The organism is Capillibacterium thermochitinicola (assembly GCF_013664685.1).
Taxonomy (GTDB): Bacteria; Bacillota; UBA4882; order UBA10575; family UBA10575; genus Capillibacterium; species Capillibacterium thermochitinicola.
This window is the reverse complement of record NZ_JAAKDE010000012.1, coordinates 48,202-73,985: the sequence shown is the minus strand read 5'-3', so window position 1 is coordinate 73,985 and position 25,784 is coordinate 48,202. Positions and strand designations below refer to the sequence as shown.

Annotated in this window: 35 protein-coding genes; 28 read left to right on the top strand and 7 right to left on the bottom strand. The window is 54.8% G+C overall.

All coding sequences use genetic code 11. From position 1 onward, the window contains the following. Positions 1-74: 74 nt before the first annotated feature. From G5B42_RS06320 to trxA, 6 genes are all read left to right on the top strand, one after another. Positions 75-1,157 (top strand): D-alanine--D-alanine ligase family protein, encoded by a 1,083-nt coding sequence (locus tag G5B42_RS06320; RefSeq protein ID WP_181339610.1) that lies wholly within the window; start codon positions 75-77, stop codon positions 1,155-1,157. A 196-nt stretch (positions 1,158-1,353) separates the two neighbouring features. After that, the gene (locus G5B42_RS06315; RefSeq protein ID WP_231133292.1) at positions 1,354-1,785 is read left to right on the top strand and encodes a bacteriohemerythrin; all 432 of its coding nucleotides are present in this window, start codon (positions 1,354-1,356) and stop codon (positions 1,783-1,785) included. 51 nt (positions 1,786-1,836) lie between these two features. After that, positions 1,837-3,315 (top strand): NAD(+) synthase, encoded by a 1,479-nt coding sequence (gene nadE / locus G5B42_RS06310; RefSeq protein ID WP_231133291.1) that lies wholly within the window; start codon positions 1,837-1,839, stop codon positions 3,313-3,315. Next, positions 3,299-3,499 carry a hypothetical protein gene (locus tag G5B42_RS11855; RefSeq protein ID WP_231133290.1) on the top strand — a complete coding sequence of 67 codons (201 nt, stop codon included), beginning with the start codon at positions 3,299-3,301 and terminating at the stop codon, positions 3,497-3,499. The genes nadE and G5B42_RS11855 overlap by 17 nt, the downstream gene beginning before the upstream one ends. A gap of 81 nt (positions 3,500-3,580) precedes the next feature. Then, entirely contained in the window at positions 3,581-3,880 is a 300-nt protein-coding gene (locus tag G5B42_RS06305) for a metal-sensitive transcriptional regulator (protein ID WP_181339608.1), read from the top strand. 18 nt (positions 3,881-3,898) lie between these two features. Next, positions 3,899-4,219, top strand: a complete 321-nt coding sequence (gene trxA / locus G5B42_RS06300; protein WP_181339607.1) for a thioredoxin — start codon at positions 3,899-3,901, stop codon at positions 4,217-4,219. Between the two features lie 46 nt (positions 4,220-4,265). Here the strand turns inward: trxA and G5B42_RS06295 are convergent, their stop codons facing one another. The 3 genes from G5B42_RS06295 to G5B42_RS06285 all read right to left on the bottom strand — a co-directional run bounded on the left by G5B42_RS06295 (position 4,266) and on the right by G5B42_RS06285 (position 7,287). Further along, positions 4,266-5,570, bottom strand: coding sequence for a D-alanyl-D-alanine carboxypeptidase family protein (locus G5B42_RS06295; protein ID WP_231133289.1), 1,305 nt, complete (start codon positions 5,568-5,570; stop codon positions 4,266-4,268). Between the two features lie 212 nt (positions 5,571-5,782). Next, positions 5,783-5,986 carry a DUF378 domain-containing protein gene (locus tag G5B42_RS06290; RefSeq protein ID WP_181339606.1) on the bottom strand — a complete coding sequence of 68 codons (204 nt, stop codon included), beginning with the start codon at positions 5,984-5,986 and terminating at the stop codon, positions 5,783-5,785. Positions 5,987-6,060: 74 nt separating this feature from the next. Continuing rightward, on the bottom strand, positions 6,061-7,287 hold the full coding sequence (locus G5B42_RS06285) for an MFS transporter (protein ID WP_181339605.1): 1,227 nt from the start codon (positions 7,285-7,287) through the stop codon (positions 6,061-6,063). Between the two features lie 165 nt (positions 7,288-7,452). On the opposite strand from G5B42_RS06285, the gene G5B42_RS06280 reads away from it, so the two are divergent. The 14 genes from G5B42_RS06280 to G5B42_RS06220 all read left to right on the top strand — a co-directional run bounded on the left by G5B42_RS06280 (position 7,453) and on the right by G5B42_RS06220 (position 15,332). Next, positions 7,453-8,133 carry a glucodextranase DOMON-like domain-containing protein gene (locus G5B42_RS06280; RefSeq protein WP_181339604.1) on the top strand — a complete coding sequence of 227 codons (681 nt, stop codon included), beginning with the start codon at positions 7,453-7,455 and terminating at the stop codon, positions 8,131-8,133. Then, positions 8,093-8,374, top strand: a complete 282-nt coding sequence (locus G5B42_RS06275; RefSeq protein WP_231133318.1) for a hypothetical protein — start codon at positions 8,093-8,095, stop codon at positions 8,372-8,374. The genes G5B42_RS06280 and G5B42_RS06275 overlap by 41 nt, the downstream gene beginning before the upstream one ends. Positions 8,375-8,443: 69 nt before the next feature. After that, on the top strand, positions 8,444-8,752 hold the full coding sequence (locus tag G5B42_RS06270; RefSeq protein ID WP_181339602.1) for a DUF2508 family protein: 309 nt from the start codon (positions 8,444-8,446) through the stop codon (positions 8,750-8,752). Next, positions 8,753-9,013: a pro-sigmaK processing inhibitor BofA family protein gene (locus G5B42_RS06265; RefSeq protein ID WP_181339601.1), complete on the top strand. Its 261-nt coding sequence runs from the start codon at positions 8,753-8,755 to the stop codon at positions 9,011-9,013. Between the two features lie 61 nt (positions 9,014-9,074). Continuing rightward, positions 9,075-9,260, top strand: coding sequence for a sigma factor G inhibitor Gin (locus G5B42_RS06260; protein WP_181339600.1), 186 nt, complete (start codon positions 9,075-9,077; stop codon positions 9,258-9,260). Between the two features lie 140 nt (positions 9,261-9,400). Beyond that, a complete protein-coding gene (locus tag G5B42_RS11850; RefSeq protein WP_231133288.1) occupies positions 9,401-9,556 on the top strand; it encodes a dTMP kinase in 156 nt (51 codons plus the stop codon). After that, entirely contained in the window at positions 9,534-10,070 is a 537-nt protein-coding gene (tmk, locus tag G5B42_RS06255) for a dTMP kinase (protein ID WP_331274057.1), read from the top strand. Before G5B42_RS11850 ends, tmk begins: the two co-directional genes overlap by 23 nt. Next, entirely contained in the window at positions 10,071-10,400 is a 330-nt protein-coding gene (locus G5B42_RS06250) for a cyclic-di-AMP receptor (protein ID WP_181339599.1), read from the top strand. A gap of 12 nt (positions 10,401-10,412) precedes the next feature. Continuing rightward, positions 10,413-10,856, top strand: a complete 444-nt coding sequence (locus tag G5B42_RS06245) for a YaaR family protein (protein WP_181339598.1) — start codon at positions 10,413-10,415, stop codon at positions 10,854-10,856. Between the two features lie 102 nt (positions 10,857-10,958). After that, complete coding sequence (locus G5B42_RS06240; RefSeq protein WP_181339597.1) at positions 10,959-11,768, top strand: hypothetical protein; 810 nt, start codon at positions 10,959-10,961, stop codon at positions 11,766-11,768. Between the two features lie 32 nt (positions 11,769-11,800). Next, positions 11,801-12,757 (top strand): PSP1 domain-containing protein, encoded by a 957-nt coding sequence (locus G5B42_RS06235; RefSeq protein ID WP_269206177.1) that lies wholly within the window; start codon positions 11,801-11,803, stop codon positions 12,755-12,757. A 218-nt stretch (positions 12,758-12,975) separates the two neighbouring features. Then, positions 12,976-13,773: a basic amino acid ABC transporter substrate-binding protein gene (locus G5B42_RS06230; protein WP_181339596.1), complete on the top strand. Its 798-nt coding sequence runs from the start codon at positions 12,976-12,978 to the stop codon at positions 13,771-13,773. A 178-nt stretch (positions 13,774-13,951) separates the two neighbouring features. Next, positions 13,952-14,614, top strand: coding sequence for an amino acid ABC transporter permease (locus tag G5B42_RS06225; protein ID WP_181339595.1), 663 nt, complete (start codon positions 13,952-13,954; stop codon positions 14,612-14,614). After that, entirely contained in the window at positions 14,607-15,332 is a 726-nt protein-coding gene (locus tag G5B42_RS06220; protein WP_181339594.1) for an amino acid ABC transporter ATP-binding protein, read from the top strand. The genes G5B42_RS06225 and G5B42_RS06220 overlap by 8 nt, the downstream gene beginning before the upstream one ends. A 70-nt stretch (positions 15,333-15,402) precedes the next feature. Here G5B42_RS06220 and G5B42_RS12135 read toward each other — a convergent pair whose 3' ends face one another. Together G5B42_RS12135 and G5B42_RS12130 are read right to left on the bottom strand one after the other, a co-directional pair. After that, on the bottom strand, positions 15,403-16,512 hold the full coding sequence (locus G5B42_RS12135) for an oligosaccharide flippase family protein (protein ID WP_181339593.1): 1,110 nt from the start codon (positions 16,510-16,512) through the stop codon (positions 15,403-15,405). Beyond that, entirely contained in the window at positions 16,509-16,793 is a 285-nt protein-coding gene (locus G5B42_RS12130; protein ID WP_181339592.1) for an oligosaccharide flippase family protein, read from the bottom strand. The genes G5B42_RS12135 and G5B42_RS12130 overlap by 4 nt, the downstream gene beginning before the upstream one ends. 156 nt (positions 16,794-16,949) lie before the next feature. Between G5B42_RS12130 and G5B42_RS06205 the strand changes: the two genes are divergently transcribed. From G5B42_RS06205 to recN, 3 genes are read left to right on the top strand one after another with little or no spacing between them, the layout of a single operon-like run. Then, positions 16,950-17,807: an NAD(+)/NADH kinase gene (locus G5B42_RS06205; protein ID WP_181339591.1), complete on the top strand. Its 858-nt coding sequence runs from the start codon at positions 16,950-16,952 to the stop codon at positions 17,805-17,807. A 46-nt stretch (positions 17,808-17,853) separates the two neighbouring features. Continuing rightward, entirely contained in the window at positions 17,854-18,306 is a 453-nt protein-coding gene (gene argR, locus G5B42_RS06200; protein ID WP_181339590.1) for an arginine repressor, read from the top strand. A 4-nt stretch (positions 18,307-18,310) separates the two neighbouring features. Beyond that, on the top strand, positions 18,311-20,056 hold the full coding sequence (recN, locus tag G5B42_RS06195) for a DNA repair protein RecN (RefSeq protein ID WP_181339589.1): 1,746 nt from the start codon (positions 18,311-18,313) through the stop codon (positions 20,054-20,056). A gap of 72 nt (positions 20,057-20,128) precedes the next feature. On the opposite strand, the gene G5B42_RS06190 is transcribed toward recN, so the two are convergent. Continuing rightward, positions 20,129-20,314 carry a hypothetical protein gene (locus G5B42_RS06190; protein WP_181339588.1) on the bottom strand — a complete coding sequence of 62 codons (186 nt, stop codon included), beginning with the start codon at positions 20,312-20,314 and terminating at the stop codon, positions 20,129-20,131. Here G5B42_RS06190 and G5B42_RS06185 point away from each other — a divergent pair. From G5B42_RS06185 to holA, 3 genes are read left to right on the top strand one after another with little or no spacing between them, the layout of a single operon-like run. Next, the gene (locus G5B42_RS06185; RefSeq protein ID WP_181339587.1) at positions 20,313-20,621 is read left to right on the top strand and encodes a ComEA family DNA-binding protein; all 309 of its coding nucleotides are present in this window, start codon (positions 20,313-20,315) and stop codon (positions 20,619-20,621) included. The genes G5B42_RS06190 and G5B42_RS06185 overlap by 2 nt on opposite strands. Beyond that, positions 20,618-22,954 carry a DNA internalization-related competence protein ComEC/Rec2 gene (locus tag G5B42_RS06180; RefSeq protein WP_181339586.1) on the top strand — a complete coding sequence of 779 codons (2,337 nt, stop codon included), beginning with the start codon at positions 20,618-20,620 and terminating at the stop codon, positions 22,952-22,954. The genes G5B42_RS06185 and G5B42_RS06180 overlap by 4 nt, the downstream gene beginning before the upstream one ends. Further along, complete coding sequence (gene holA, locus G5B42_RS06175; protein WP_181339585.1) at positions 22,951-23,964, top strand: DNA polymerase III subunit delta; 1,014 nt, start codon at positions 22,951-22,953, stop codon at positions 23,962-23,964. The genes G5B42_RS06180 and holA overlap by 4 nt, the downstream gene beginning before the upstream one ends. A gap of 48 nt (positions 23,965-24,012) precedes the next feature. Here the strand turns inward: holA and rpsT are convergent, their stop codons facing one another. Then, the gene (gene rpsT, locus G5B42_RS06170; RefSeq protein WP_181339584.1) at positions 24,013-24,288 is read right to left on the bottom strand and encodes a 30S ribosomal protein S20; all 276 of its coding nucleotides are present in this window, start codon (positions 24,286-24,288) and stop codon (positions 24,013-24,015) included. Positions 24,289-24,430: 142 nt separating this feature from the next. On the opposite strand from rpsT, the gene G5B42_RS06165 reads away from it, so the two are divergent. Beyond that, entirely contained in the window at positions 24,431-24,757 is a 327-nt protein-coding gene (locus G5B42_RS06165; RefSeq protein ID WP_181339583.1) for a phage holin family protein, read from the top strand. 25 nt (positions 24,758-24,782) lie between these two features. Continuing rightward, entirely contained in the window at positions 24,783-25,742 is a 960-nt protein-coding gene (gene gpr, locus G5B42_RS06160) for a GPR endopeptidase (protein ID WP_181339582.1), read from the top strand. Positions 25,743-25,784 lie beyond the last annotated feature (42 nt).

Genomic DNA, 25,784 nt, shown 5'->3' with positions numbered 1-25,784 from the left:
GTCGGGCCGACCGGTTGTATATGATATATTAAGAACTGGAAACGAGAACAGAGAAGAATGGTGGTGACCGCAAGATGGGGCTGAAAATGGCGCTGCTCTACGGCGGACAATCGAGCGAACATGAGGTTTCGGTGATGTCGGCGGCTTCCGTTGCCCAGGCGATCCGGGGAAGAATTGAAGTTTTGCCGATTGGGATTAGTAAAGACGGGCAGTGGATCCCCGGGCTCGCTCCGGAGTCGTTGGTGGAAAGGGGTTGCTTCGAGGTCAGCGGCGGTCATGGCGCGGCTGCTGATGCGGACCGGATCGTACAGAACCGGAACGGTTTTCTCCTGGGTTACCTGCGCGAAACGGTTGACTTGGTTTTTCCCCTGCTCCACGGACCAATGGGTGAAGACGGGACGGTGCAGGGGCTCTTGGAATTGGCCGGGATTCCCTATATCGGCGGCGGAGTAATGGCTTCGGCGGCCGGAATGGATAAAGAAATAATGAAAGCCCTTTTTAAACACCATGGTCTTCCTGTCGGTGATTATCTGGTTTTCCGGCGCCACGAATGGGAGAAAGACCGGGCGCGGATCTGCACCGCCATCGAAGACCGGCTGGGCTATCCTTGTTTTGTCAAACCGGCTAATATGGGGTCAAGTGTGGGTATCAGTAAAGCCCATAATCGCGCGGAGTTGGAAGCAGCTTTCTCCCTGGCCTTGAATTTTGACCGGAAAGTAGTGGTTGAGGCCTTTTTGGACGGCTACGAAGTGGAATGTGCGGTGCTTGGCAATGAAGAGCCCCGTGCCTCCGTACCGGGGGAGATTGTCCCGGGGGCGGAATTTTATAGTTACGAGGATAAATACGTGAAAAACGATTCCGAGTTGATTATTCCCGCCCGTCTGACCCCGGAACAAACCGCCGAAGTGCAGGATCTGGCGGTGCGGGCGTTTAAAGCGGTTGATTGTGCGGGAATGGGCCGCGTTGACTTTTTTGTCCTCAAGCGGGACGGACGGATCTTAGTTAATGAGATCAACACGATCCCCGGCTTTACCAAGATCAGTATGTACCCCAAGCTCTGGGCCGCCAGCGGTGTCCCCTATCCGGAGCTGATTGAACGCTTGGCCGAATTGGCTTTGGAACGTTTTCGGGACCGGCCCCGCGGCCGAAAAGCCTAGAAGGATGGCATGTTTAGAGGTAGACCGCAGTGTCTACCTCTTTTTTTGTGGCAGGGTTTACGGTTTTTGTAGGTCAGAAAAGCCGGCGGCCGGTTTTCCTTCGTCTAATTGATATTTATTTGCTTGTTGTTTCGGTTAATTTTTACGGTCCGGAAGAGGGTTTCGCCGGAAAAGGAGGAATAAACAGTATAAACTAATGCAGAAAAGAGGTGCTGCCATGTTGATCAAATGGACCCCCCAATACGCGGTTGGCGTGCCGGAGATCGACCAACAACACCAGGAGCTCTTCAGCAAAGTCAATGATCTTTTGGAAGCCTGTCAACGCGGGGAAGGAAAGCAAGAGATCGGCAATGTGTTGTCTTTTTTGGAGGAGTACGTGAAGATTCACTTTGGGACGGAAGAAAAGGCGATGCTTGATAATGCTTATCCCGAGTATGAACAGCACCGGGCACAACACCAAAAGTTTGTGGAGAATTTTTTGGAATTGAAAGCGAAGTTTGAAGCCGAGGGGGCTGGCATCTGGCTGGTCGCCCACACCAACCGGGTAGTGGTTGATTGGTTGATTAAACATATTATGATGACCGATACTAAACTAGGAAGTTTCCTAAAAAGCAAACAAGGAAATTAAGCATGCGCTTTCTGTGCCGCCGGGAAAAGGCGGCGAGAAGGGGGATGGGTGATGCGGATCACCGTTGCACAACTGAACCCGGTGGTGGGTGATTTGAGCGGGAATCTGGACCGTATCGAGCACCTGTTGGCCGGGGAAGCGGCGGACAGCGATCTTTTGGTCCTGCCGGAACTTTATCTCACCGGATATCCGCCCTTTGGGCTCTTGGAGAAGGAGTGGTTTCGGCAGCAAGCCGTCGCGGCCCTGGAGCGTTTACGTAGTATATCGGCCCGCTACCGGCAAACTGCCATTTTAGTGGGTGCGCCGACACCAACGGAAGCGGGAACTGGAATGGACTGGTACAACTCGGCCCTTTTGTACGCCGGAGGAGAGCTTTTATGGACGCAGCATAAAGCCACGCTCCCCGCCTATGATCTGTTCAACGAGGCGGCTTATTTTCAACCGGGACAACCGGCACCCGTCGTAACGATTAACGGGAAACGCCTCGGCGTATTTATCGGGGAAGACCTTTGGGCACTATCCTCCGCCACGCAAGAGGAGTTGAAGCCGTCATCGTTGCTTACGGAATTGGCCGTGCAAACCGGGTTGATTATTAACCTGGCGGCTTACCCCTATTATTGCGGGTGGGAGGAGAAGCTGTACCGCTTTGGGGCCGCCTGTGCGCAACGCTTCCGGATTCCTTTCCTCTTTGTCAACCAGGTCGGTGCCAATGAAGAGACGATCTTCTGCGGACAAAGCCTTTTGTTCGACGGGGACGGGAACACGCGTTATGTGGCTCCTGCCTTTCAGGAAGCGGTGGCGGCGGTCGACCTTGAGCCGGAAACTTCCTCCGGGGAGGCGTCTACCCCTCCGCCCCGCCCGACGGCGCGACGGATGGTTTACGACGCTCTGGTCCTGGGGATTCGCGACTATGCCCGGAAAACCGGGTTTACCAAGGCCGTGGTCGGCCTCTCCGGCGGGATTGATTCCGCCCTGGTCTGTTGTTTGGCCGCCGAAGCTTTGGGTCCGAAGAATGTCCTGGCCGTGACGATGCCTTCCCCCTACTCCTCCGTCGGCAGCGTGGAGGATTCCCGGGTTTTGGCCCAAAACTTGGGGATTGACTTCCATGTGATCCCCATCACCACTTTTCTCCAGAGTTTTCTCACGGGCCTCCGCCCGTACATCGGCCACCAAAATGATCCGGGGGACACCACGGAAGAGAACTTGCAGGCCCGGATCCGGACCAACATTTTGCTGGCTTTCTCAAATAAATATGGTTATCTGGTGCTGACCGCCGGGAACAAAAGCGAATTGATGGTGGGTTATTGCACCCTGGGCGGCGCTGATCTGAGCGGCGGCCTGGCTGTCCTGGCCGACGTCCCAAAAACCATGGTTTACGAATTGGCAATGGAGGCCAACCGGGAGCGGGAAGTGATTCCGGAGGCGATCATCGCCAAGCCGCCCTCGGCGGAGCTGCGCCCGAACCAGCTGGATCAGGATACTCTCCCCCCCCTACCCCATCCTCGACCGGATTTTGGCGCTCTATCTTGACGAAAACTGGACACCGGCCGAAATCAAGGCGGCCGGTTTCGCGGCGGCGACGGTGGACTGGGTGATCAAGGCGGTTCACCGGAGCGAGTTTAAACGGCGGCAGACGGCCCCCGGTTTGCGGGTAACAACCAATCCGTTGGGACCCAAACGGCGGCTTCCGGTGGCCGGGAAATTTCAAGTTTAAAGCGCCCCGTTCCTCTTGACAAAACGATCAAGGTCGTCTATTATATACCATAGGGGGTATAGTAAGGAGGTGGGAGGAAGGATGGTCCAGCATGGGGTTGATTATATTGACCAGATTTCCGGAGATATTAAAGAAGACCTCTTGAAACGTTTGCGCCGCATTGAAGGCCAGGTGCGGGGGTTGCAACGGATGATTGAAGAGGAGCGTTCCTGTCAGGAAGTGGTCTACCAGGCGGCGGCGGTGAAAGCGGCCGTGGTGCAAGTGGCAATGACGATCTTAAGCAATCAACTGGCAACCTGCCTCGCACAGGAAATGGCCAAGGGGGGTAACCCCGAGGCGGCGGTGAAGCGCTTTACCGAAGTCTTCAAGAAGTTTTACTAATTTAAGGAGGGAAAAAAGATGGCATTGACGTTAAACCAGGACAACTTTAAAACGGAAGTGCTCGACTATAAGGGCGTGGCGATGGTTGATTTTTGGGCACCTTGGTGTGGTCCTTGCCGGATGGTGGCCCCGATCATAGACCAGCTGGCCGAGGAGTATGCGGGAAAAGTAAAGATTGGGAAGGTGAACACCGACGAAAACATGGCCCTTTCCACCCAGTACCAGATCATGACGATCCCAACCATGCTCATCTTTAAAGACGGCAAAGTGGTGGACACCATCAACGGCGCGCTCCCCAAACAGCGGATTGCCGCTGTTCTTGACAAATGGATTTCATAAAAAAAGCCGGTGGCGAAGGGCCACCGCTTTTTTTTATTGATCTTTATTAAAACAGACCGCGGATCTGTTGGGCTAGCCAGGAAAAGAAGGCGCGGATCTGTTGGAGGATAAGCCGGACAAAGCCGGCTTTTTCCACCTCGGCCGTGGTCACCAGTGCTACGCTTTCCCGCAGCGGGCCATCGGCAGTCAGATACTCGTATTGGGTTGGCCCCGTATAAGTGGCGACCAGTCTACCGACTTGTTGGCCTTTGGTGACCGGGGCGGTGAGGCGCTCCGTTTCCAACTGCACTTGCGGTTGGTAGTGCTCGGCTTCGCCTCGCCGGATGAGGAGGGTTAACGGTTTGGCCGTGGCAATACCCACCCGGTTGGTTCTCCCCTTTTGCACCGGGAGATCGGGCTGCTCCGGAACCTGATAACCCGCGGGGACCAGTTCTTTCCGTTCAAAGTTGTTAAACCCGTAATCCAGCAGTTTTTTGGTTTCCTGGAAACGGTCGGCGTAGGAACGACTATTCATCACTACAGAAATGAGGCGGCGATCATTCCGCTGGGCGGTGGCGGTAAAACAATAGCCCGCCAGGGCCGTCGAGCCGGTTTTTAACCCGTCGATCCCTTCGTAGCCGTAAATCAGTTCCGGTAACATCCAGTTCCAGTTGTCCATGCGAATAGCATCCGGAGTGTCGGGACGGAAGGTTTTCCGGGGGATGCTAGCGACGTTTAGCACTTCCGGATAATCCTGCAGGATACGCAGGGCAAGTAACGCCGTATCTTTGGCGGAAGCCAGATTTTCCGCGTCGGCCGTCCCGGCCGGGTGCATCCCGAATAAATCTTTATTGTTTAAACCGGTGGAATTGACAAAGGTGAAGTTTTTCATCCCCAACTCTTTTGCTTTGGCGTTCATCAGGCGTACGAACTCGGTTTCACTGCCCGCCAGTACTTCCGCCAGGGCGATGGTTGCGCCGTTGGCCGAATAGATGGCCATTGCTTCGTAAAGTTCCCTGATGGTGTAATGCTCATTCCGGCGGAGCGGAACATTGGAGAGGGAGAGATTCTGGGAAACACGGTACGCATATTCGCTGATACTGGTCGTATCTTCCCAGGAGATTTGTTGATTGTTGATGGCTTCCAGGATTAAATATTCGGTGAGAATCTTTGACATGCTGGCCATGGCCAAAGGTTGGTCCGCGTTTTTCTGGTAGAGAATCATTCCGGAAGCGGCGTCGACCAGGATTGCGGCTTCCGCCTGGATCCGGAGCGGATCAGAAGTCTGGGCCCAGGTTGATAAGGTTGATGCGATAAGTAACGTTCCAATGAGAAAGAGCGTCGCCCACCGTTTACTGCGTGTCATTTGCATTGCTAATCACCCCCTTGAGCTCAAATCTTGTGATGCCCTAAAAATGATTATAACATATGGGCGGGGCGGGAGGATCGGGTTTCCGGGATTGGTAAATATTGGAGGAAAACCGGCCTCCATCACCTTTTGTTATTTAAGTAGTCGCCCACGCTGGTGAACACCGTCTAGCGCAGGGTGTTAATTTCGCACCAGGTGGGCGACAAAAGTGAAGCTTATTTGTTTTTAACCTGTTCGCGGTCGCGAAAGAGCAAGGTCAGGCACCAGAGTCCGGCCAGACCAACGAGGGTGTAGATGATCCGGCTGACCATGGAATCCATCCCGCCAAACAAGTTGGCGACCAGGTCGTACTGGAACAGGCCGACCAAGAGCCAGTTGAGGGCACCGATGATCACGAGAATCAACGCTAACCGGTCCATAATTTACCCTCCTTTCTCCATTTTATTCCTTTATATTTGGGCGCAAGGTAAAAATAGTTATTTTTACCGGTACTTTATCCCTCACCCCCTTTCAGGCTTTCCGGCAGGATTTGTTGGGGTTGGATAAAGAAGAAGGCCAAAACCGCAATGCCGGCCACGCACCCGACGTTGCTCCAGAAGATGAGCGGCGCGCCGTACTTGGTGGCAAAGCTGAACAGGGGAGGCCCGATGGCAACCCCAAAGAAGCGGACTGTTCCGTACAGGCAGGTGACCAGTCCCCGCTCGCTGGTGGGCGCGGAAGAAGTAATCAGGGTGTTCAGGGCGGGCAAGGCCATCCCGGTGCCCGTGCCGATCAAGGTGGCAAAGATTGTTTTAGTGACGATGCCATCACCCAGCGGGAAGCAGAATAGACCCAACGCCACGAGGGCAAGGCCGCCGAGGATGGTTCCTTTCATGATCTTTACCATCTGCTGTTTGAGGACAATCCCAAAAATATAGGACGTGACCGCCATCGCCAGGACAGGAACGGCAATAATTAAACCCCGGTGGAAGGTCTGAAGGTGAAATGTTTTTTCCAAGAGATCCGAGAAGTAACTTAACAGTCCGAAGAGGGAGAAAAGGACGATGAGACCGCAGAGGAAGGCAATCCCCAAGTTTACTCCTTTATCCTTGAGAATCTGGAGGAGATTGGTGAAATAGGAGGAAAGGGGTTGCGCCTGCTGCTTGGCGTTTGCTTCTTTGGCAATGAACAGGATGGCGAGGGCAATCGGTAAAGCCAGGATTCCATAGACAAAGAACGGCATGTACCAAGCGATTAAAGCGATGGCCGCCCCCGCCAGCGGACTGACGACCTTCCCCAGTCCGTTGGCCGCTTCTAAAAGGCCCAGGACTTGAGCCCGTTCGTTGTCTTGGATCAGATCGCCCGACAAGGCCATGGCCAGCTGGTAGGTGCCCCCGGCCCCAATGCCCTGGATGATCCGGGCGCCCAAAATGTAAGGATAGGCGTTTTCTTTAAAGAGCAAAGCGGCAGCGCCGGCGAGCAGCCCGCCCGTCCCGTAGATAATGAGGGCGGGGACCATGACAATCTTCCGCCCGACGTGGTCGGAGAGCATTCCGGCGAAGGGAATCGTCAGTCCGGCCGGGATCGAGAAGGCGGTGATCAAGAGACCGACTTGCAAGAGGGAAACGTCCAAAGCCTTTTGGATGGCGGGGAGCACCGGAATTAACATTGAATTCCCCAAAACCATAATAAACGGGACGGCAGCCAAAACCCCGATTGTTGGTTTGACTTTTGCATCCATTTTGGATCCTCCTTTTTTCGCGGGGGCGGCATAACAATCTTAGTGTACCAAGGAAAGGATTTTCTTAAACCAATCACGCAAAGAAAACGCCGGGGCCGGGCGCGGGCAAAAGTGGAATAGTTTACCGGAGCCATGCATAATTTGAGGATAAGGATGGTGAGGACAATGTGGAAGTACCTTCTTTTTTTTCTTGGTCTCTGTCTGCTCTGTGCTCCGGTCCAAGGCCAGGTAGGCGGTGCACAACGGCCGGTCGAAGTTTATTTTGAGGCGGTTGATCCGGCAGGGGATGACTACGGGCCGGGAAGTTATATCTACCCCCGCAATCTGGCCTTCCGGCCGTATGAAGGCCTTTACGACCTGTTGTGGTTCCGCGTCGCCGGTGACGGCGAGCAGTTGTTCTTTGATCTTCGGATTAAGCAAGTGACCAACCCCTGGAACGCACCGGAGGGCTTTATCCATCCGGTGATCCATATTTACCTCGACACGCGGCCCGGTGGGAGAACCGCCCCGTTAAGTGAGGCGCTGGGTGTCAAGATGGCACCGCAGTACGGGTGGGAATTTGCGCTGGTGGGCGTGGGCTGGGAAAGTAGCCGGTTGGTTTATTTAAGCGGCGATCAAACTTTGGTCGAAACCGACCTGACCGCAGTCTACCTGCCGGATCAGAACATCATTCGTTTATCGGTACCCATGGCGGTGGTGGGCCGGCCGCAGAAAAGTTGGCGCTACTATGTGTTGGTCGGTGCTTATGATGGTTTTGGCCCCGGTTTTCTCCGGGAGATCCGGACCGAACCCGGCGACTGGCACTTTGGGGGGGGCGACAACGGACGCGGCACCCCGGGTTCTTGACTTGTTGGCACCGGAAAGGGGAAAATATGCGCAGGAAAGACAGTTGCGACCGGGGAAGGACGGGCCGCCGGTGATCTATCCGGTCAACATGAAAAAAGGCCTCCCTTGGGGTTATTTGGGGGCGGCCGGTTTGGTGCTTCTCCTCGGCGGAGTCCTCAAGCGCCGGATGGTGATTACCGGTTTTTGGCTGAAAGGCACGGCCTTTGGCGACAAGAGCAAACCAGGAAAAGATGAGAAATAATCTCAGGATAACCTGAAATTGGGTATAGTTTTTTCCTCCCCGCTGAATACTAAAGGGGGAGGGAACGCAATGTTTGCCGAGAAGAAGGATTTAATCAACAATTTATTGAACCAACTTTTAAAAGTGGAAGACTACCAGAAAAAACGGGCGGAAGAAAGATATTGGCGCCTGGTCGAGGAGGCCAAAAGAGACTGGCAGGAGGCGCGGGTCTACTTTAATTCCGTTACCGATCCCGAATTGGTCGATCACGCCATTTATGCCTTGAGCGCGGCCGAGAAACGCTATGTTTATTTACTGAAAAAGGCCCGGGAGGAGCGGTGTTTTCAGGAAAAGTTTTTGGTGGAAGGGAAAGGGTTCTTTTTGGGGGAGGAGGTTTGAGTGTCGTTCGAAGTTTTGCTGGTGTATTTTCTCTTGTTGCTGCTGGTTGCTTTCGGGGGGAAGTACCTTTCCTCGCCGCTCCAGTTTGGTCTGGAGCTTCTGTTTAAAGGCGGAAGCGGTTTTCTCCTCCTTTTTGGCTTTAACCTTTTGACCCGTTTTACCGGGTACTATTTACCATTGAACCTTTATACCATTTTTTACTGTGGTTTCTTGGGCCTGCCCGGCTTAATCTCCTTATGTTTTTTGAAGACCTGGTTGTAGAGGAAAAAGGCACACATTGGCGATCCCGGGAATATTATTATCCCGGTGGGGTGTTGCGCAAATGGACGATAAGGTTTCTTGCTCTTTTTGCGGTCAGATAACCTGTGGCGGACTGCGGATCCACGGGGAGGTGATCTGCCCGGCCTGTGAAAAGCGACTGGCCCAGTTAAACGTGGCTGATGAAGATTATCCCCAGTGGCTTGCCGGTTTTCGTATTCTCTGGCATAAATGGTTGAAAGGAATGTAAGGAACCTGGTTTTCGGGACCAGGTTTTTTTATTCCCGCGGCCGGAAAAAAGGAAGCAGGGGTCTTTTTGTCGAAAAAATTAATGAAAAAATGAAAATGGCCCGTGGACGGGGAGATTTAGAGACAAAGCAAGGAGTAAACATGAAACAGGGTATTTTTGTAACATTTGAGGGGATCGACGGGTCAGGAAAGTCCACGCAAGCACAGATGTTAGCGGCCCGCCTTACGGCGGAGGGTGTCCCCACGGTCATCACCCGGGAGCCGGGGGGGGACGGTGCTGGCCGAAAAGATCCGTGAACTTCTCCTTTTTCCCGAGGAAGATCTGGCCCCGGAGACCGAGGTTCTCCTTTACGCGGCAGCCCGGGCGCAACATGTGCGCCAAGTGATCCGTCCGGGGCTCGCCCGGGGCGCGGTGGTCATCTGTGAGCGGTTTACCGATTCCACCCTGGCCTACCAAGGATTTGCCTCTGAGAACGATCCGGAGCTGATTCGAAAGCTGAATACTTTTGCCACCGGCGGCCTGGTACCCGACCTCACCTTTTTACTTGACATCACGCCTGAACAGGGCTGGTCCCGGGTGCAGGAACGGAGCAAAAACAATGGAACGGACCGGATTGAAGCCAAGGGCCTCGCTTTTCAAGAGAAAGTCCGTCAGGGCTATCTACGGCTGGCGGCCGCCGAGGCCGCACGGTTTTGTTTGCTTAACGGTTCCGATCGGGCAAAGGAGGAACTTCATCAGCAAATCTGGGCGCACTTCTTGGCAAAGTTCCCCTGGGTCCCGGTGGGAAAGGAAGGGAAAGGAGGATCATAAATGTTACTACTGATCGCTGTGGTTCAGGATCAGGACGTTAATCGTCTGCTCACTGCTTTGCTGGAGAAAGGCTACCGCGCGACCAAACTGGCCAGCACCGGCGGGTTCCTTCGTCAAGGGAATACCACCTTATTAATCGGGGTCCAAGAAGAACAGGCCGAAGAGGTTAATTCGATTATCAAAGGGATCTGCCGGACCAGGAAAGGGTTGGTCAGCCCGATGACGGCGGTCGACCAGACCTTGAACACCTACATCCCGACCCCGGTCGAAGTAGAAGTCGGCGGGGCGACCGTATTCACCCTGAAAGTTGAGTCTTTTGAAAAGTTTTAGGAGTGAAGAGGAATGCGGATTAAAGGAATCGGGACCGAATCGTCTTCCCCCCTGCCCGAGCGGGGCGAATTAATCCCGGAGCACGAGGGCAAAGTGGCCTTTAAGCAGATTCTGAGGACCGCCGGTGAACAGGAGGCAACCGGTTGGGATCAGCTTTTAAACCGGGTTGATGAAGCTGCGAAAAAACTGGTAAACCAGCCGAGCATGGCCACCCTCCGTTCCTACCGGGCGGCGGTGCGTGACTTTATGAAGAAAGCAATCAGCGGCAGTTACCAAATGAAAGGCGAGAGCCGCTGGGACCGGCGGGGTAACCGCCGGGTGTTCTGCGTGGTGCAGAAGATCAACCAGGCACTGGAGGAGTTAACAACGGCGGTTTTAGAGAAAAACGCCGAGACGATCACGCTGATGGCGAAGATCGATGAGATCCGCGGTTTATTGATCGATCTGTACTACTGACCGGCATTTTAAGGCAAGCTTTTTCCGTTGTTTCCGGAACCCGATTCCGTTACAATATTAATTGGCGGTAATGACAAGCAACGAAAGCCAAGGAGAATGATTGTGGCCGAGATAATAGCAAACCGGCGTTTTGCCGAACTGCAAAGGATCTTTGCCAGTGGGAAGGCCAGCCATGCTTATCTGTTCCTGGGGCCCCTGAACCGGGAAAATGAAGAGGGGATCCGGCGTCTTGCCCAAACTCTGCTTTGTGCGGCGGAAGCAGAGAAACCTTGTGGCCATTGTCGCGCTTGCCGGCTCATGGAACAAGGAAGTCACCCGGATTTCCGGGTGGTGGTCCCCGAGGAGGGAAAGATCAAGCTGGAAGAGGTACGGCAAATCTGTTACGATGCTCTCCTCAATCCCTATCTTTCCGCGGGCAAAGTTTATTTTTTTCAGAAGTTTGAAGCCCTGACCGAAGTGGCAGCCAATGCGTTCCTAAAAACACTGGAGGAGCCGCCGCCCGCCGTTTATTTTCTCGCGTTGGCCGAGGATGAACGGGGCGTTCTGCCTACGATCCGTTCCCGGATGCAACGGGTCCAGCTGGGCGGTGTTGGGCCGGAGGGCGGTTCCCCCTTGGCGAGCGGGGCGGATCTCCCCGTCTCCGATCTGGGGGCGCTTTTGCGGTGGGCGGAACAGTTAAGCAGTACCGACCGGAACCAAGTGGATCTGTATTTACAAGGGCTGCAAGCCCACTTCCGGACCGCCTTATTGGCGGCGGCCGACGCGGGGAAGGACACGCAAGCTTTAATCCGGGTCAACGCCGCTCTTCAGCAGGCCCGGGCGTACACGGCGGCCAACCTTAACCTCCGCCTTTTACTGGAGGACTTGTTTCTTACCATCTACGAAGAGTTGGGAGCAGGTCCGCGGCACTAACGGTGGTATCAAGCCGGAAAGGAGGGAGCAGAATGGAAGAAACCAAACAGACGGTGGAAGACATGAAACAGTCGACCGAAGAAGTAAAACAGACGACAGACGAAGAAGACCAAATGACGGAAGAGGAAAAGACGGAGGAAACAAAACAGACGACGGAAGAAACGGAACAGGCGACGGAGAGTTCTCCGGCGGAAGCATATACAGTCGTTGGGGTCCGGTTTAAACGGGCCGGCAAAATTTACTATTTTGACCCGAACAACTTGGATTTAAAGCCCGACCAGGAAGTGATCGTGGAAACGGCGCGGGGTTTGGAGTACGGCACGGTGAAGATCGGACCGAAGGTGGTCCCGGCCACCGAGATTACCCCGCCGTTGAAAAAGGTGATCCGGGTGGCCACGGAGAAAGACAAAGCCCAGTACCTTGAGAATAAAAATAAGGAAGCCGACGCCTTCCGGATCTGTCTGGAGAAGATTAAACAACACGGTCTCGAGATGAAGCTGATTGATGTGGAATATACCTTTGACCGGAATAAAGTAATCTTTTATTTTACGGCGGACGGCCGGGTTGATTTCCGGGAACTGGTAAAGGATCTGGCTTCGGTCTTTCGGACCCGGATTGAGCTCCGCCAGATTGGGGTGCGGGACGAGGCGAAAATGATCGGGGGCTTGGGCCCTTGCGGACGTTCTCTATGTTGTGCGACGTTTTTAGGGGAGTTTGACCCGGTTTCGATCAAAATGGCCAAGGAACAGAACCTGTCGCTTAACCCGACGAAGATCTCGGGGATCTGCGGCCGCCTAATGTGTTGCCTCAAGTTTGAATCCGACGCTTACCGGGAGAGCAGCCAGCTGCTGCCGGCCGTGGGCAGCAGGGTGGAATACCAGGGAAAAGAAGCGACGGTAGTCCAGATCAATATGTTAAAGGAAACACTGGTGATTCAGTTACCCGACGGGGAGCCCTTTGAGGTCCCCCTGGGCGAGGTTAATTTTTAGAAGGAAAGAAGATTGATGGAAAGGGAAAGACGGATGATATCATCCGTTTTTCTTGTTTTGGTTAAGCGGAAGTTAAACTTTACTATGCTGAGGAGGATCAGCGAAAACGGCTTGCATAAATATAAGTCGTAGGTTATAATTAATACAACGATTTAATAAATAACAAATTGCACTTTTTAAATTTTAAAGCTGAAGATCCAAGAGAGTGGGGGTTTATAATGAAAAAGAAGTCCTTGTTGTATGGTCTAATTGCGCTTGTGGTAATTGTCGTAGTCGCTCTGGTTGGGTTCAATGTTTTCGGCCCCAAAAAGGAGACGGGGACCAAGCCCAGTGGCGGGGTGCTCGTTGTTGGTTGCGACGCGGCGTTTCCTCCCTTTGAGTATCTGGACGAGGAAACCGGTGAACTCCTCGGTTTTGACCTTGACCTGATGCGGGCGATTGGTGCCGAGTTAGGAATGGAAGTCGAGATTAAGAATGTATCCTGGGATGGGATCATCCCCGGGCTGCTCAGCGGGAACTACGATGTGATTGCTTCCGGGATGACGATTACGGAGGAGCGGAAAGAAGTGGTTAACTTCTCCGACCCGTACATCAATGCCGGTCTGGTCATTGTGACCCGTGCGGGCGATAACCGCATTAAAGGGCCGGAAGATTTGGCCGGAAAACGGTTGGCCGTGCAGATTAACAGCACCGGTGACCTGGCCGCCACCGAGATGATGGAAAAAGGGATTGCGATTGCGTCGATTAAAAGATTTAACCAAGCGACCGATCCGTTCCTGGAGCTGAAGAACGGAGCCGCCGACGCCGTGGTGATGGATCTACCGGTGGCCGGTGCGCAGATTAAAGCCAACCCCGGGCAATACCAGATCGTTGGTGAAGCTTTTACGACCGAAGAGTATGGGTTGGCCCTCCGGAAGAGCGACACCGAATTGTTGGCCAAAATTAACCAGGCTTTGGCGACCCTCAAGGCCAACGGAACCTACGATGAGATTTACCGCAAATACTTTGGTGAATAATTATAAAAGAAAAAAGGCGAAAAGGCAGCCGACGGCTGCTTTTTCGATTCTAAGCAGCAAACTTGGTTTTTTCTCCCAGTACCTATCGGGCTTAGCGCGCTGTGAGGATTATGCCCCGACGCCAAAATATTGGCGGTCACCGCGGACTGGGGAGAGCGCCAACGAAGGAGAGGACGTAATGAATTATACCTGGGATTTAAGTGTAATGGTTCGCTTCCTGCCCGTCCTGCTGGAAGGGGCGGTTTTGACCATCCAGCTGACCTGTATTGCGGTGGGAATGGGGATCCTGATCGGAACATTTGTGGGGATTGGCCGTGTCTCCCAGAACAAGCTGATTTTTATGTTAAGTTCGATTTATGTCACCTTTATCCGGGGGACGCCCATGTTGGTCCAGCTCTATTTGGTTTATTTTGGCCTTCCCGCCTATTTCGGGACGATTCCGCCGCGGATGGCGGCGATCATTACCCTGTCGGTCAACAGCGGCGCCTATGTGGCGGAGATTGTACGGGCCGGGATCCAATCGATCGACCGGGGACAGTTGGAAGCCGCCCGCTCACTGGGGATGACCTACTCCCAAGCCATGCGGTATGTACTCATCCCGCAGACCTTTAAGCGGATTATTCCACCCTTGGGGAACGAGTTTATTGCCATGCTCAAAGATTCTTCGATTGTTTCCGTTATTGCCCTGGAAGAGTTGGTGCGGAAAGGCTCGATGATCGCCGGGCGCACCTTCCGTGCTTTTGAGATCTGGACCGCTGTGGCCTTGCTTTTCTTGTTCATGACGCTTCCCATCACCCAGCTGGTTAATTACACGGAGAGGAGGCTGAAACAGAATGATTAAGGTCGTCAACTTGCATAAACGCTTCGGCTCTCTTCGGGTTTTAAACGGCATCACCAACGAGGTGAAGGAAGGGGAAGTCGTCTGTGTGATTGGGCCCAGCGGTTCGGGGAAAAGCACCTTTTTGCGCTGCCTCAACCTGCTGGAGATCCCCGACGGCGGCCAGATTTACTTCGACGGGGTCGAAATTACGGATCTGAAAAAGGTCGATCTCAACCGGATCCGGACTGAAATGGGGATGGTTTTCCAACGGTTCAACCTGTTTCCCCATATGAACGTGGTTGAGAACATCTGCCTGGCCCCGCTGAAGGTCCGGAAATGTTCGCGGGAGGAGGCGGAGGCCCGGGCTTACGATCTGTTGCAAAAGGTCGGGTTGAAGGACAAAGCCCTCGCTTACCCGGATACCCTCTCGGGTGGACAACAACAGCGGGTGGCGATCGCCCGGGCTTTGGCGATGCAACCGAAAGTGATGCTCTTTGACGAGCCGACTTCCGCGTTGGATCCGGAGATGATCAAGGAAGTCTTGGACGTAATGAAGGCTTTGGCCAAAGACGGGTTGACCATGGTGGTGGTCACCCATGAAATGGGTTTTGCCCGCGAAGTTGCCGACCGGGTGTTGTTTATGGATGATGGGTTGATCATTGAAGAGAACACCCCGGAAAAGCTTTTCAATGCACCGCAAAATGAACGGACCAAACTCTTTTTAAGCAAGATCCTCTAAAGGAATGGTAATCTGCCGCCCGCGTTCAGTAGCGTACCAAAAAAGACCGTTGCCGCCCGCAACGGTTTTTTTATGGCTTGGGCAGGTGAAGAAACTTGGTTTTGAATAAAAAGAACCATTTGGTACCGGGCACGACGGTAAAGAAGGTTTCTTTCAGCAATAAACAAAAGAGCAGGGCTTGGCTGATGGTCAGCCCCCAGGCGGCACCCGCCAGTCCGAAAGCGGGTAATGGGACAAAGGCGGCCGTAAGGCCGGTCTTCACGAAGATCAAGACCAGGGTCGCCCGGAGCAAAAAGAGTTGTTTCCCAAGGCCTTCCGCCACGGGGATTAACAGATTGTTCATGATTATGAAGGGAAGGGCCGGCAGGAGATAAGGGAGATAGCGGGTGGCGTTGGTAGTCCGGTAGAGTAATAGGGATAATGGCCGCGCAAACTTGAGGAGGAGAAGACACGCGCCGAGGGAATAAAGGAGGGCGCCGCCTAAAAGACAGCGCAGCTTCTGAAAATAAACCGGAAGCTTGTTTTTGACGGTGGCGCGGGCGGTGGCGGGAAGGATTAAAGTGGAAACGGGGGAAAATAAGAACAGCGGAAACAGGAGGAACGGGGTGGCCATTTCCCAGTATTCGCCAAGGTCATGGGCAATTTGGGTCTGGCTGAGTCCGCCCTTTGCCAATAACTTGGGCAGGAGGATGCTTTCGGCGATGCGCGCCAGGGACAAGATTAACTGCTGGGCCATTAGCGGGAAGGAAGAACGCAGTAAAGGGAGGAGCTTCCGCCCGGAGACCGGTTGGGCGGCCGCGTTGACCAGGGAGGGGCGGATACGGTACCGGTCATAAAGGAAAAGGGCAGTAAAACAAGTGACTTCGCCCAGCAGAAACCCTATGGCCAGGATCCGCCCGGCCGTTTCCACCCGCAACGGAGGGCGGGGACCGGTAAGGAGGAAAAGGAGAATAAAGACGGTTTCGCCGAAGGTCTCGGTGAGATCCGCAAAGGCCAGGGGGGCAACGCGGTCAAGACCATGAAAATACCCCCGGTACACCAGGCAAAGACAGTGAAAGATGAGGGCAAGTGCATAATATTTCAGCAGCGGACCGGTCCGGAGGTCATTATAAAGGAAGACGCCCAGCGGGGTGGCGAACAGGAAGAGGAGGCCGGAGACGATGGATGCGGTGGCGGTCACCAGGATGAAGACTTTTTTTTTTGGCCTGCCGGATCCAGGCGGTGTTTTTTTTTTGCTTGTTCGATGGCGATTAAACGGACGAAAGCGGTGGGCAAGCCCATGGTAATGAGCAGGCTCAACAGCCGGTAAAAGGGGGAGATCATGCCCAGGAGACCGAAGGGTTCAGCGCCGAAACAACGGAGGAGAAAAAGACGGTAGATCTGCCCGTAAACACGTAACAGCAGGCTGGAGAAGGTAAGGAGCACATACTTTTTAAAATGGGGTCGGAGCGCTGCTTTCATCAAAACCAAGCCCCTTTGCGCACGCTTTTCTTGACGGCCGCTTTGGTGGCTAATGATATAAAACTATGAATCTTTGCTCCTCTTCATGCAGGATTTCATCAAAATCTAATGAATAAATATAAAGGGACTCGAGGGAAGTGGAACTGAGGTGTAATTATGAAAAAAATAGGCGTATTTCCGCTTTTTGAGAAACCGGAAGCGGCTCGGGTTGCCCGTAAACTAATCCACCTCTTGGCACAGGCTGGTTTTCAGGTGGTTATGGAAGAAGAAAGTGCCGCGCGTCTTGACGCCGCCGAACTGGGCTGCCGGAAAGAGGATTTGCCGGCCCAGCTGGACTATGGAGTGGTTCTGGGCGGCGATGGCGCGCTTTTGTCGCTGGCCCGGCGGCTTTATCCCTGGGAGATTCCGATCTTCGGTATTAACCTGGGGCATTTGGGTTTTTTAACCGAAGTGGAAGATAAAGAGCTGGAAAGCGCCGTGGAAAAACTCCGCAGGGGCGAGTTTGTGGTAGAAAACCGGATTATGGTCAACGCGGAGGTGACCAGTGCCGGCAAGCAGCGGGCTTGTCTGGTCGGGTTGAATGATATTGTGATCAGTAAAGGCCTGTTCTCCCGGATGCTCCGGCTCGAACTGCTTATTGATGGGTTTTTTACCGGCATGTTGGCGGCGGACGGATTGATTGTGGCCACGCCGACCGGCTCCACGGCCTACTCCTTATCGGCGGGCGGACCAATCGTTTCCCCGCAGTTGTCGGCGTTGGTACTGACCCCGATCTGTGCCCACTCGCTCTTTAACCGGCCTTTGGTGGTGGACAGTAACGCGGTCATTGAGATTAAATTTACGGCACCCCCCCACGAAGTGCTGCTCACCGCCGATGGCCAGGAATGCCTGGGCTTGGAGGCTGAAGATGGGATCAAAATCTACACGGCACCGCACCGGACCAAGTTTATTCGTTTTAAGGAGAAAAGCTTTTATCATATTTTGCGCGAAAAGGTTAAAGAAGGAAAATTGTAAAGCTTTTGCGTTGTAAAACGCAGCAAAGGAAAAGGGAGGGTGAAGCATGAAAGCCCGTCGCCACGGTTTGATCCTGTCGATCATTAAGGAAAAACCGATCGAAACCCAAGAAGCGCTTGGTGCAGCGTTGAAAGCCGAAGGGATCGAAGTGACCCAGGCCACCCTTTCACGGGACATCAAGGAACTTGGCCTCATCAAAGTGCCAACGCCCAGTGGCGGCTACCGTTATTCGCTGCCTTTGGACCGCAGTTTTCCCGATCTTTTAAAGCGGGCGGAACGGATGTTTGAGGGTGCGGTGATCAGTATTGACCACACCGATAATCTGATCATGATCAAAACAACCAGCGGGGCCGCCCATGGCGTGGCGGCGGCTTTGGATGATTTGGATTTGAGCGAGGTAATGGGGACAATCGCCGGGGACGATTCGATTCTGGTGATTGTCCGGCGGAAAGACCAAGTCGAGCAAGTACTGGAGCGGTTGTATAAGCTGAGGAGGTAAGAGGATGCTGCGCGAGCTGATGATCGAAAACTTTGCCCTGATTGACCGGTTAAGCCTGGAGTTTGGGCCAGGGTTTAATGTTTTGACCGGCGAGACGGGTGCCGGGAAATCGATCATAATTGATACGGTCAGCTTGCTTTTGGGGGGACGTTCTTCTTGGGAACAGATCCGGGCCGGAGCCGAATCGGCCAGGATTGAAGGGGTGTTTGAACTGGAAGAGCGTCCGGAGATCGACAACCTCCTTGCCGGCTGGGGGATCCCGGTGGGCGACGACCGCCTCCTGGTGGTCAGCCGGGAAATTAAAATGTCGGGGCGCAGCCGTTGCCGGATGAACGGCCAAAATGTGACCGTCCTCACCCTCAATGAGGTCGGTCGTTTACTTATGGATATCCACGGCCAGCATGAACACCAGTCCCTGTTCTCCCCCGTTTTCCAGCGGGCGCTTTTGGACCGGTTTGGCGGGGAGCATTTAAAACAAGAAGCCGCCCGGGTGGCGGAGTTATACACCAAATGGCAGGGGGTTAAGAAGGAGCTGGCCGACCTGGAGATGGACGAAGCCGAGGAAAAGCGGCGGGTGGAATTGTACAGTTTTCAGTTGCAGGAGATTGAAGCCGCCCGGTTGCAACCGGGAGAAGAAGAAGAATTAAGCCGGGAGCGGAATCTCCTGGCCGGCGCCGAACGGCTTTATACATATGTTTCCGAAGCTTACCACCGTTTTTACGGGAGAGACGACGGGGGCGCCATCCTGGATCATTTGGGGACCAGTGTTGAAGCCCTGAGCAGAGCAGCGGAGATTGATCCCCAACTAAGACCGTGGGTTGAGACGGCAAACCGGGTGGCCTGCGAGGTCGAAGAAGTGGCCCGGGAGCTTCGCGCCTACCGGGATCAGATCACTTTTGATCCGGAACGCCTGAACCAGGTGGAAGAACGGCTGGATGAGATTGCCAAGTTGAAAAGGAAGTACGGCCCGGGAATCCCGGAAATTCTGGATTACGCGGCGAAATTACGAAAGGAACTGGCTTCCCTCAGCGACCGTACCGCACGGCAGCAGGAGCTCACGCAGCAGCTGGCCACCCTGGAAGCGGAATTAGGCCGGGCCGTACAGGCCCTTTCCGCTTTGCGGCGGGAGACGGCAGACCGCTTGGAGACGGCCGTTATGGAGCAACTGCACGAGGTGAATATGGGAAAAACCGTCTTTAAAGTGGCGTTGAACCGGATTCCCGATCCCCGGGACGGGCTTGAAATAAATGGGGAAAAAGTTGCGGTGGGCAAGGACGGTATCGACCAGGTGGAGTTTATGGTGGCCCCGAACCCCGGGGAAGGCCTGCGGCCTTTGGCGCGGATCGCGTCCGGCGGTGAGCTCTCCCGGTTAATGTTGGTGCTGAAGGTGATTTTGGCCGAAGCCGACCAGATTCCGGCGATGGTTTTCGACGAAATTGACACTGGGATTGGCGGGCGGACGGCGCAGGCGGTGGCGGAGAAGCTTTTACTTTTAGGCTGTACCCACCAGGTGATCTGTGTCACCCATCTGCCCCAGATCGCCAGTCTGGCCCATCACCATTATTATATTGAAAAAACAACGCACGACGAACGGACAACGATAAAGGTCCGCGCTTTGGACCAAGAGGAACGGGTGGAGGAACTCGCCCGGATGCTTGGTGGTGCGGAGGTGACAACAACCACGCGCGAACATGCCCGTGAGATGCTGCAGTTGGCAGCGACCCTGCGTTCGGACAGGAACAGAACATAGTTTGTCCCGCAACCTTGACGACGCTCAGGACCTAATGGGTGACGTGAGGTGAAAAGGATGCTTAACGAACTCTCAAGGCAGCAAAGGAGGGTTCTCCTTCTGCTGGTAGCCGCGATTCTCCTTGGTGCGGGCCGGTTGGGCTTTCGTGCCCTCTCCCGGGGGGATCTGGAGGTGCATCTGGTGGCGCCGGTAAACGTGGCTTGGCCCGGCCCGGTCCGGGGGGGGAACGGAACTGGTTGTCGGGCGGGCGGGGGCCATGACCCCTCCGGACGAAAGCGGACCGGCGGCGGGGGCACAGGGGGAACCGGCCGAAGAAACGGCACCGCCTGCCCCCGGCGACCAGGCGGTGGAAGAGGAAGCGGCTTCCTTCCGTCTTGATCCGAATACGGCCAGCTACGAAGAGTTGCAGACTTTACCGGGGATCGGACCGGTCCTGGCCGCCCGGATTATTGAATACCGGGAGACGATGGGTAAGTTCCGGACCATCGACGATCTGCTGGCGGTGAAGGGGATCGGCGAAAAAACACTGGCCAAAATCCGGCCTTATCTTGTGATTAAAGAATGACCTCCCGCTCCCCTCTCCTGTGGGCCCCCTTTTTCCTGGGCGGCGGGATCATCACCGGATGGTACAGCGGATGCTGGCGGACGGCCATCTTTCTCCTTATTGTTATCGGCCTTGTCCTGTTCCTTGGCGGGTGGCGGTTCCAGCGGCGCAAAGGAACCGGACTTGTTTTTTGTTTGCTTTTGGGGGTTATTTTAGGCGGGACCGAAGCCATGCTCCACCTTCGTTACCGGGCGGTCCTTGACGACCACTACGGGCAGCTGGTTGAGGTGGCCGGGACGGTCCTTGAGACCCCGGCCCCGTGGCGCGAGGGTTTAAGGTTTGTTTTTCGGGTCGAAGCACTGTCCGGCGCAGATTTAACCGTCCGGCCGAAAGTAGAAGTGTTCCTGCCGGTCCCGGGGACCTATCACTATGGTCAGCGTCTGGCGCTCAAGGGCCGTTTGTTCGGCGCCGAGCAACATGCCGGTTCGGAATGGGTCCGGGAACGGATTACCGGCGGGCTACTGGTCCAAGGCTTGCCGACGGTGTGCGGCCGTGGGAAGGTCCCGGGGGTGGGCCGCTTGGTCAACGCTGTGCAACAGAAGATAATTGCGGTTGGGGAGGCGACCTTACCACCGCAGGCGGCGACGATCCTCCACGGGATGCTTTTGGGACGACGGGAACCTGGCCTGTCGGCGCTGACCTTCGAACGGGTCGGGGTTGCCCATTTACTCTCCGTCAGTGGGCTCCATCTTACGTTTTGGCTTAGCCTGTTTTGGGGGTTGGGGAAAGCTTTCCGGCTACCCGACCGGGTGCTCGCCATCCTGGCGGTGCCGGCCGTGGTCCTTTTTCTCTTGGTGGCGGGCGGCGGTGCCCCGGCCCTACGGGCGGGGATCATGGGTTTACTGGCTTTGTTTGGTGATCTGATGCAGCGGCGCACGCAACGACCGCTGCACCTGGCGGTCGCGGCTATGATCATCATGCTCCTGCGTCCCCTGGAGGTTTTTGCCTTTGGCTTCTGGCTGTCGTTGGCGGCCTGTGTTGGCTTGTTGGTGGTTTATCCCCGTTGGGAGCAATCTTTCGCCGCTTATCCTTGGTTTGTAAAGGGCCGCCCGTTTTTTCTTTCTTTAGCCGCCCAATTGATGGTGGCACCATTGATCGCCAAGGTTTACGGCGGATTTTCCCTAGTGGCACCGCTGGCCAACTTGCTGCTGGTCCCTTTGGCCGGTTTCGCCGTGCAAATCGGTTTGGTGGCGGCCCTGGCCGGCATGGCCTATCTGCCGTTGGCACGCCTTTTGAATGCCGGAAATGCGGTCATTATAGAAGGTTTTTGGCAGCTAACGGTTTTTTTGGCGTCCTGGCCGGGATATCTTCGATTTCCCCCGTGGCCGTGGTTGACGGTGGGGGCGAGTTATGGGGTGATCTTTTTGCTCACTTGGGGCCTGACGGTTAATCCGGTGACCAAAAAAAGAAGGTTGCCTTTATTCCATGCCTTGCTGGTCTTGCTGTTGGTGGTCCTGGCCGTTACCGGCTACTATCTGGTGCAGGATCTAACACCCTGTCTCGAGCTGGTCTTCTTTGATGTAGGGCAAGGCGATGCGGTTTTAATCTCCGTCCCGGGGGATTATCATCTTTTGGTGGATGGTGGGGAAACAGGCGCTTACGCGCAGGAGATCCGCCCGTACCTGCAGGCCCAGGGGATTCGGGCCCTTGATCTGGTGGTGGTAACCCACGCCCATGAGGACCATCTGGGCGGGGTGGTACGCCTTTTGGAAGACGGCCGGATCGAAGTAGCCCAGATCCTGGAGAGCGGTTACGCCCACACGACCCGGCTCTACGAAAGGTTCCTCGCGTTAGTTCTGGAACGTGGAATTCCCCTGCGTCAGGGCGTCGAGGGGACGACGCTGCAAGTAGGTGGTCTGAAAGGAATGGTACTCCACCCGCCGGTCACCGCCTGGACGGGGACGGATCTGAACAACAATTCCCTTGTTTTACTTTTGGACTGGCATGGAGTGCGGATCCTTCTCATGGGGGATGTGGAGGCCCAGGGCGAAGGACGGTTACTGGCGGTTTACGGGGACGGCCTCCGTGCCAACCTCCTGAAGGTAGGCCACCATGGCAGCGCGACCGGAACCGGACGGGCGTGGCTGGAGAAGGTCCAACCCGAATTAGGAGTGATCAGCGTGGGTGCCGGTAACCCCTTTGGGCATCCGGAGCCAACTGTTCTTTCCCGTTTAGAGGAAGCCGGGGTTAAAGTTTACCGCACCGACCAAAGGGGCCGGTTAACCTTCCGGATTCGCCCGGGTCGCCGAGGCGGTCCGGCCCAGATCCAAGTCCGAAGCGAGGTTAGAAAATGAAAGCATCCGATTTTCTTTACAGTTTGCAGCAGAAGGGGGTTGACCGCCTGACCCGTCCGGTCTTGTTTTTGGGAGAGGAAGAATACTGGATGGTCGCCGGGATAAACCGGATAAAACAGTTGCTTTTTCAAAGCGCGGAAGAGGATTTTAACGTAGTGGTGATGGAGACCAAAGAGGTGGAAGCGTCGTTGCTCGGGACCGAACTGGCGACCGCCCCCTTCTTTAGTAGCCGGCGTCTTATAATTCTAAAAGGGTTGGAGGAGCTGAAAGCAGCCCACGAAGAGACGCTCCTGGCGGCGCTCCCCCACTTGCCGCCGGAGGTTTTTCTCGTCTTAACCGCCCGGAACCTTGACCAGAGAAAAAAAGGGGTCAAACAGTTAAAGACTTTCGTCGAGACCGTGTACTGTGAGCCCTTAAAAAGTTATGAAGCAAAGGGATGGCTCCGCCAGGAAGCAAAAGCACTGGGGCTTGATCTGGCCCCCCATGAGCTGGATTTGTTGTTGGAAGCCAAGGGGACTTCGTTGTTTAGTTTAAAAAATGAATTGGAGAAGATTAAAACCTACTGTGCGCACGGGGCGAAACCGGCGTCAATGGCGGAGTGGCATACGCTGCTGGGGGAAGCGGGGGAGACGAATATCTTTGCCATGATTGACGGGGCGATCGAAGGAAAAACCGGCGTGGCGCTTAACCTCCTCCAACGGCTGCTAGCTGCGGGTGAGCCGGAGACGAAAATTCTGGCCCTTTTGGGAAACGAGGTACGCCGGATGCTTTTCGGCTGGTTCCTGCTGCAGAATGGGCGAGGCCATGAAATCCAGAAGGAGTTGGGTTGCCATCCCTACGTGGCGGAAAAAATAAGAAAAAAAGCCGCCGGTTTGACCTTTACTCAGCTACGCCGGGCCCACCAGCGGATCCTGGCCGCCGACTACCGCTTGAAGACCGGCCAAACCGAGCCCGGCTTGGAACTTTATGCCGTGGTGCTGGATTTGGGTTCCTGTTTAACAGAAAAATAACCTTAAGCCCTAAGAAAGACTAAACCGCCCGTTTAAACGGGCGGTTTATTACGCATTAACGGCCGCTGTCCGCTGGTTGAATTTGCGCATCAGGCGGCTTTTTTTCCGTGCCGCGGCATTTTTGTGGATCAGCCCCTTACTGGCGGCTTGATCCAGCTCTTTTATGGTAAGGGTAAGTAGGTTTTGCGCTTTTTCAAGGTCAGTTTCCATCGCCAGTTGGGTGTTTTTGATCAGGGTTCTCAGTTTGGAGCGTTGACTCCGGTTCCTTAAACGGCGTACTTCAGAAACAGCGACCCTTTTTTCGGCGGATTTGATATTGGGCAACAAGTTCACCTCCCACTATTCCTTCGGCTCACTATATTTTACCCTTTTTCGCCAACGAATGCAAGGTCTTTCTTGATTTCAGCATAATTTGCCTGACGCCGGGGGAGGATAACAATAAGAATTCGAAAAGGGAGGTAGTTCTATGATTGGGGCAGTAGTTCGCTTTGTGGTCTCCGCTTTAGTCTTGTTGTTTGTTAGCTTTCTGGTTCCAGGGTTTAAAGTGGGAGGCTTTGTTGGGGCGTTAATTGCCGCCGTGGTGATCTCGGTCCTCGGTTATATTGTCGAAAGTCTTTTCGGCCGGGAAGTTTCCCCTCAAGGGCGGGGGCTGGTCGGCTTCTTCACCGCGGCGGTTGTTATTTATCTGACCCAGTTCATCGTGGCCTCGATGGAAGTGTCGATCATCGGTGCCTTGTTGGCATCCGCAGTCATCGGGGTGATTGATGCCATCGTCCCGACGGAACTGAGATAAACGTAGGGCAAAGGAGGCCGGTTAAATGAGTTATGCACAGACCCTGGGCGAGATCCGCACCGACCTGGCAATGGAGACCCACCAGCTCGTGGCGGGAACAAGTGGCTCTTCCGTACCGGGAGTCGAATCTTACACCGAAGAGAAAGGGACAACAAAGATTACCCGGGTGATCATCCAAACCCCCGAAGCCAGTCAAGCTTTAGGGAAAAAACCAGGCTATTATGTGACGGTCGAATCCCCGGCCTTGCGCGGGCGGGATAAGGATGAGCTGGAAGAGGTCGCTCAGGTGATCGCGGCAGAGCTCCGCACCTTCATTAGCGGTTTTAGGCTAAGTGACGAAGCCAGCTGTTTAGTTGTGGGTTTGGGGAACTGGAACGCCACCCCGGACGCCCTCGGTCCCAAAGTGGTGGAGAAGATCCTGGTGACCAGGCATCTCTTTGAGAGTGCCCCGCCGGAAAAACGCGGCGGTCTGCGCCCGGTCTGTGCCGTTTCGCCGGGTGTTTTAGGGATCACCGGCATCGAAACCAAAGAGATCGTTGCCGGAATTGTCCAGCGGGTGAAACCCGCTTTCCTCCTGGTCATTGATGCGCTGGCCTCCCGGAGCACGGAGCGGATGGGGAGCACGGTCCAGATTGCCAACACCGGCATCAATCCCGGGTCTGGGGTGGGAAACCACCGGCTGGGACTAACCTACGAATCCTTGGGGGTACCGGTGATCGCGGTTGGTGTCCCAACGGTGGTCGAAGCCCGGACAATTATCCACGACGCCCTTGAGCAAATTACTAGTATGGGTGGGCCTTCAATGCAGGCGTACCGGAAAGAGGTCATTGACCGGGTGCTTTCCCCCTATTTCCAGGATCTCATCGTGACACCGAAGGAGATTGACGTGCTGATCAACGATATTGCCCGGGCGTTGGCGGGAGCGATCAATATTGCTTTGCACCCGGGGGTCACCGCCGAAGAGGTCTTCCGCTACCTGGAGTAAGAAGCAAGACGTATAACACCTCCCCGGCTTACATAGAATAAA

Bases quoted from the DNA above. Each gene is read 5' to 3' on its own strand.
- G5B42_RS06320 (WP_181339610.1), top strand. From the start codon at position 75: ATGGGGCTGAAAATGGCGCTGCTCTACGGCGGACAATCGAGCGAACAT.
- argR (WP_181339590.1), top strand. From the start codon at position 17,854: ATGAAAGCCCGTCGCCACGGTTTGATCCTGTCGATCATTAAGGAAAAA.
- G5B42_RS06250 (WP_181339599.1), top strand. From the start codon at position 10,071: ATGTTACTACTGATCGCTGTGGTTCAGGATCAGGACGTTAATCGTCTG.
- G5B42_RS06185 (WP_181339587.1), top strand. From the start codon at position 20,313: ATGACCCCTCCGGACGAAAGCGGACCGGCGGCGGGGGCACAGGGGGAA.
- G5B42_RS06205 (WP_181339591.1), top strand. From the start codon at position 16,950: ATGAAAAAAATAGGCGTATTTCCGCTTTTTGAGAAACCGGAAGCGGCT.
- G5B42_RS06220 (WP_181339594.1), top strand. From the start codon at position 14,607: ATGATTAAGGTCGTCAACTTGCATAAACGCTTCGGCTCTCTTCGGGTT.
- G5B42_RS06280 (WP_181339604.1), top strand. From the start codon at position 7,453: ATGTGGAAGTACCTTCTTTTTTTTCTTGGTCTCTGTCTGCTCTGTGCT.
- G5B42_RS06315 (WP_231133292.1), top strand. From the start codon at position 1,354: ATGCAGAAAAGAGGTGCTGCCATGTTGATCAAATGGACCCCCCAATAC.
- G5B42_RS06230 (WP_181339596.1), top strand. From the start codon at position 12,976: ATGAAAAAGAAGTCCTTGTTGTATGGTCTAATTGCGCTTGTGGTAATT.
- G5B42_RS06235 (WP_269206177.1), top strand. From the start codon at position 11,801: ATGGAAGAAACCAAACAGACGGTGGAAGACATGAAACAGTCGACCGAA.
- G5B42_RS06180 (WP_181339586.1), top strand. From the start codon at position 20,618: ATGACCTCCCGCTCCCCTCTCCTGTGGGCCCCCTTTTTCCTGGGCGGC.
- G5B42_RS06165 (WP_181339583.1), top strand. From the start codon at position 24,431: ATGATTGGGGCAGTAGTTCGCTTTGTGGTCTCCGCTTTAGTCTTGTTG.
- nadE (WP_231133291.1), top strand. From the start codon at position 1,837: ATGCGGATCACCGTTGCACAACTGAACCCGGTGGTGGGTGATTTGAGC.
- gpr (WP_181339582.1), top strand. From the start codon at position 24,783: ATGAGTTATGCACAGACCCTGGGCGAGATCCGCACCGACCTGGCAATG.
- G5B42_RS06295 (WP_231133289.1), bottom strand. From the start codon at position 5,570: ATGCAAATGACACGCAGTAAACGGTGGGCGACGCTCTTTCTCATTGGA.
- G5B42_RS12130 (WP_181339592.1), bottom strand. From the start codon at position 16,793: ATGAAAGCAGCGCTCCGACCCCATTTTAAAAAGTATGTGCTCCTTACC.
- recN (WP_181339589.1), top strand. From the start codon at position 18,311: ATGCTGCGCGAGCTGATGATCGAAAACTTTGCCCTGATTGACCGGTTA.
- G5B42_RS06260 (WP_181339600.1), top strand. From the start codon at position 9,075: ATGGACGATAAGGTTTCTTGCTCTTTTTGCGGTCAGATAACCTGTGGC.
- G5B42_RS06245 (WP_181339598.1), top strand. From the start codon at position 10,413: ATGCGGATTAAAGGAATCGGGACCGAATCGTCTTCCCCCCTGCCCGAG.
- G5B42_RS06305 (WP_181339608.1), top strand. From the start codon at position 3,581: ATGGTCCAGCATGGGGTTGATTATATTGACCAGATTTCCGGAGATATT.
- holA (WP_181339585.1), top strand. From the start codon at position 22,951: ATGAAAGCATCCGATTTTCTTTACAGTTTGCAGCAGAAGGGGGTTGAC.
- G5B42_RS11850 (WP_231133288.1), top strand. From the start codon at position 9,401: ATGAAACAGGGTATTTTTGTAACATTTGAGGGGATCGACGGGTCAGGA.
- G5B42_RS06290 (WP_181339606.1), bottom strand. From the start codon at position 5,986: ATGGACCGGTTAGCGTTGATTCTCGTGATCATCGGTGCCCTCAACTGG.
- G5B42_RS06190 (WP_181339588.1), bottom strand. From the start codon at position 20,314: ATGGCCCCCGCCCGCCCGACAACCAGTTCCGTTCCCCCCCCGGACCGG.
- G5B42_RS06225 (WP_181339595.1), top strand. From the start codon at position 13,952: ATGAATTATACCTGGGATTTAAGTGTAATGGTTCGCTTCCTGCCCGTC.
- G5B42_RS06270 (WP_181339602.1), top strand. From the start codon at position 8,444: ATGTTTGCCGAGAAGAAGGATTTAATCAACAATTTATTGAACCAACTT.
- trxA (WP_181339607.1), top strand. From the start codon at position 3,899: ATGGCATTGACGTTAAACCAGGACAACTTTAAAACGGAAGTGCTCGAC.
- G5B42_RS06285 (WP_181339605.1), bottom strand. From the start codon at position 7,287: ATGGATGCAAAAGTCAAACCAACAATCGGGGTTTTGGCTGCCGTCCCG.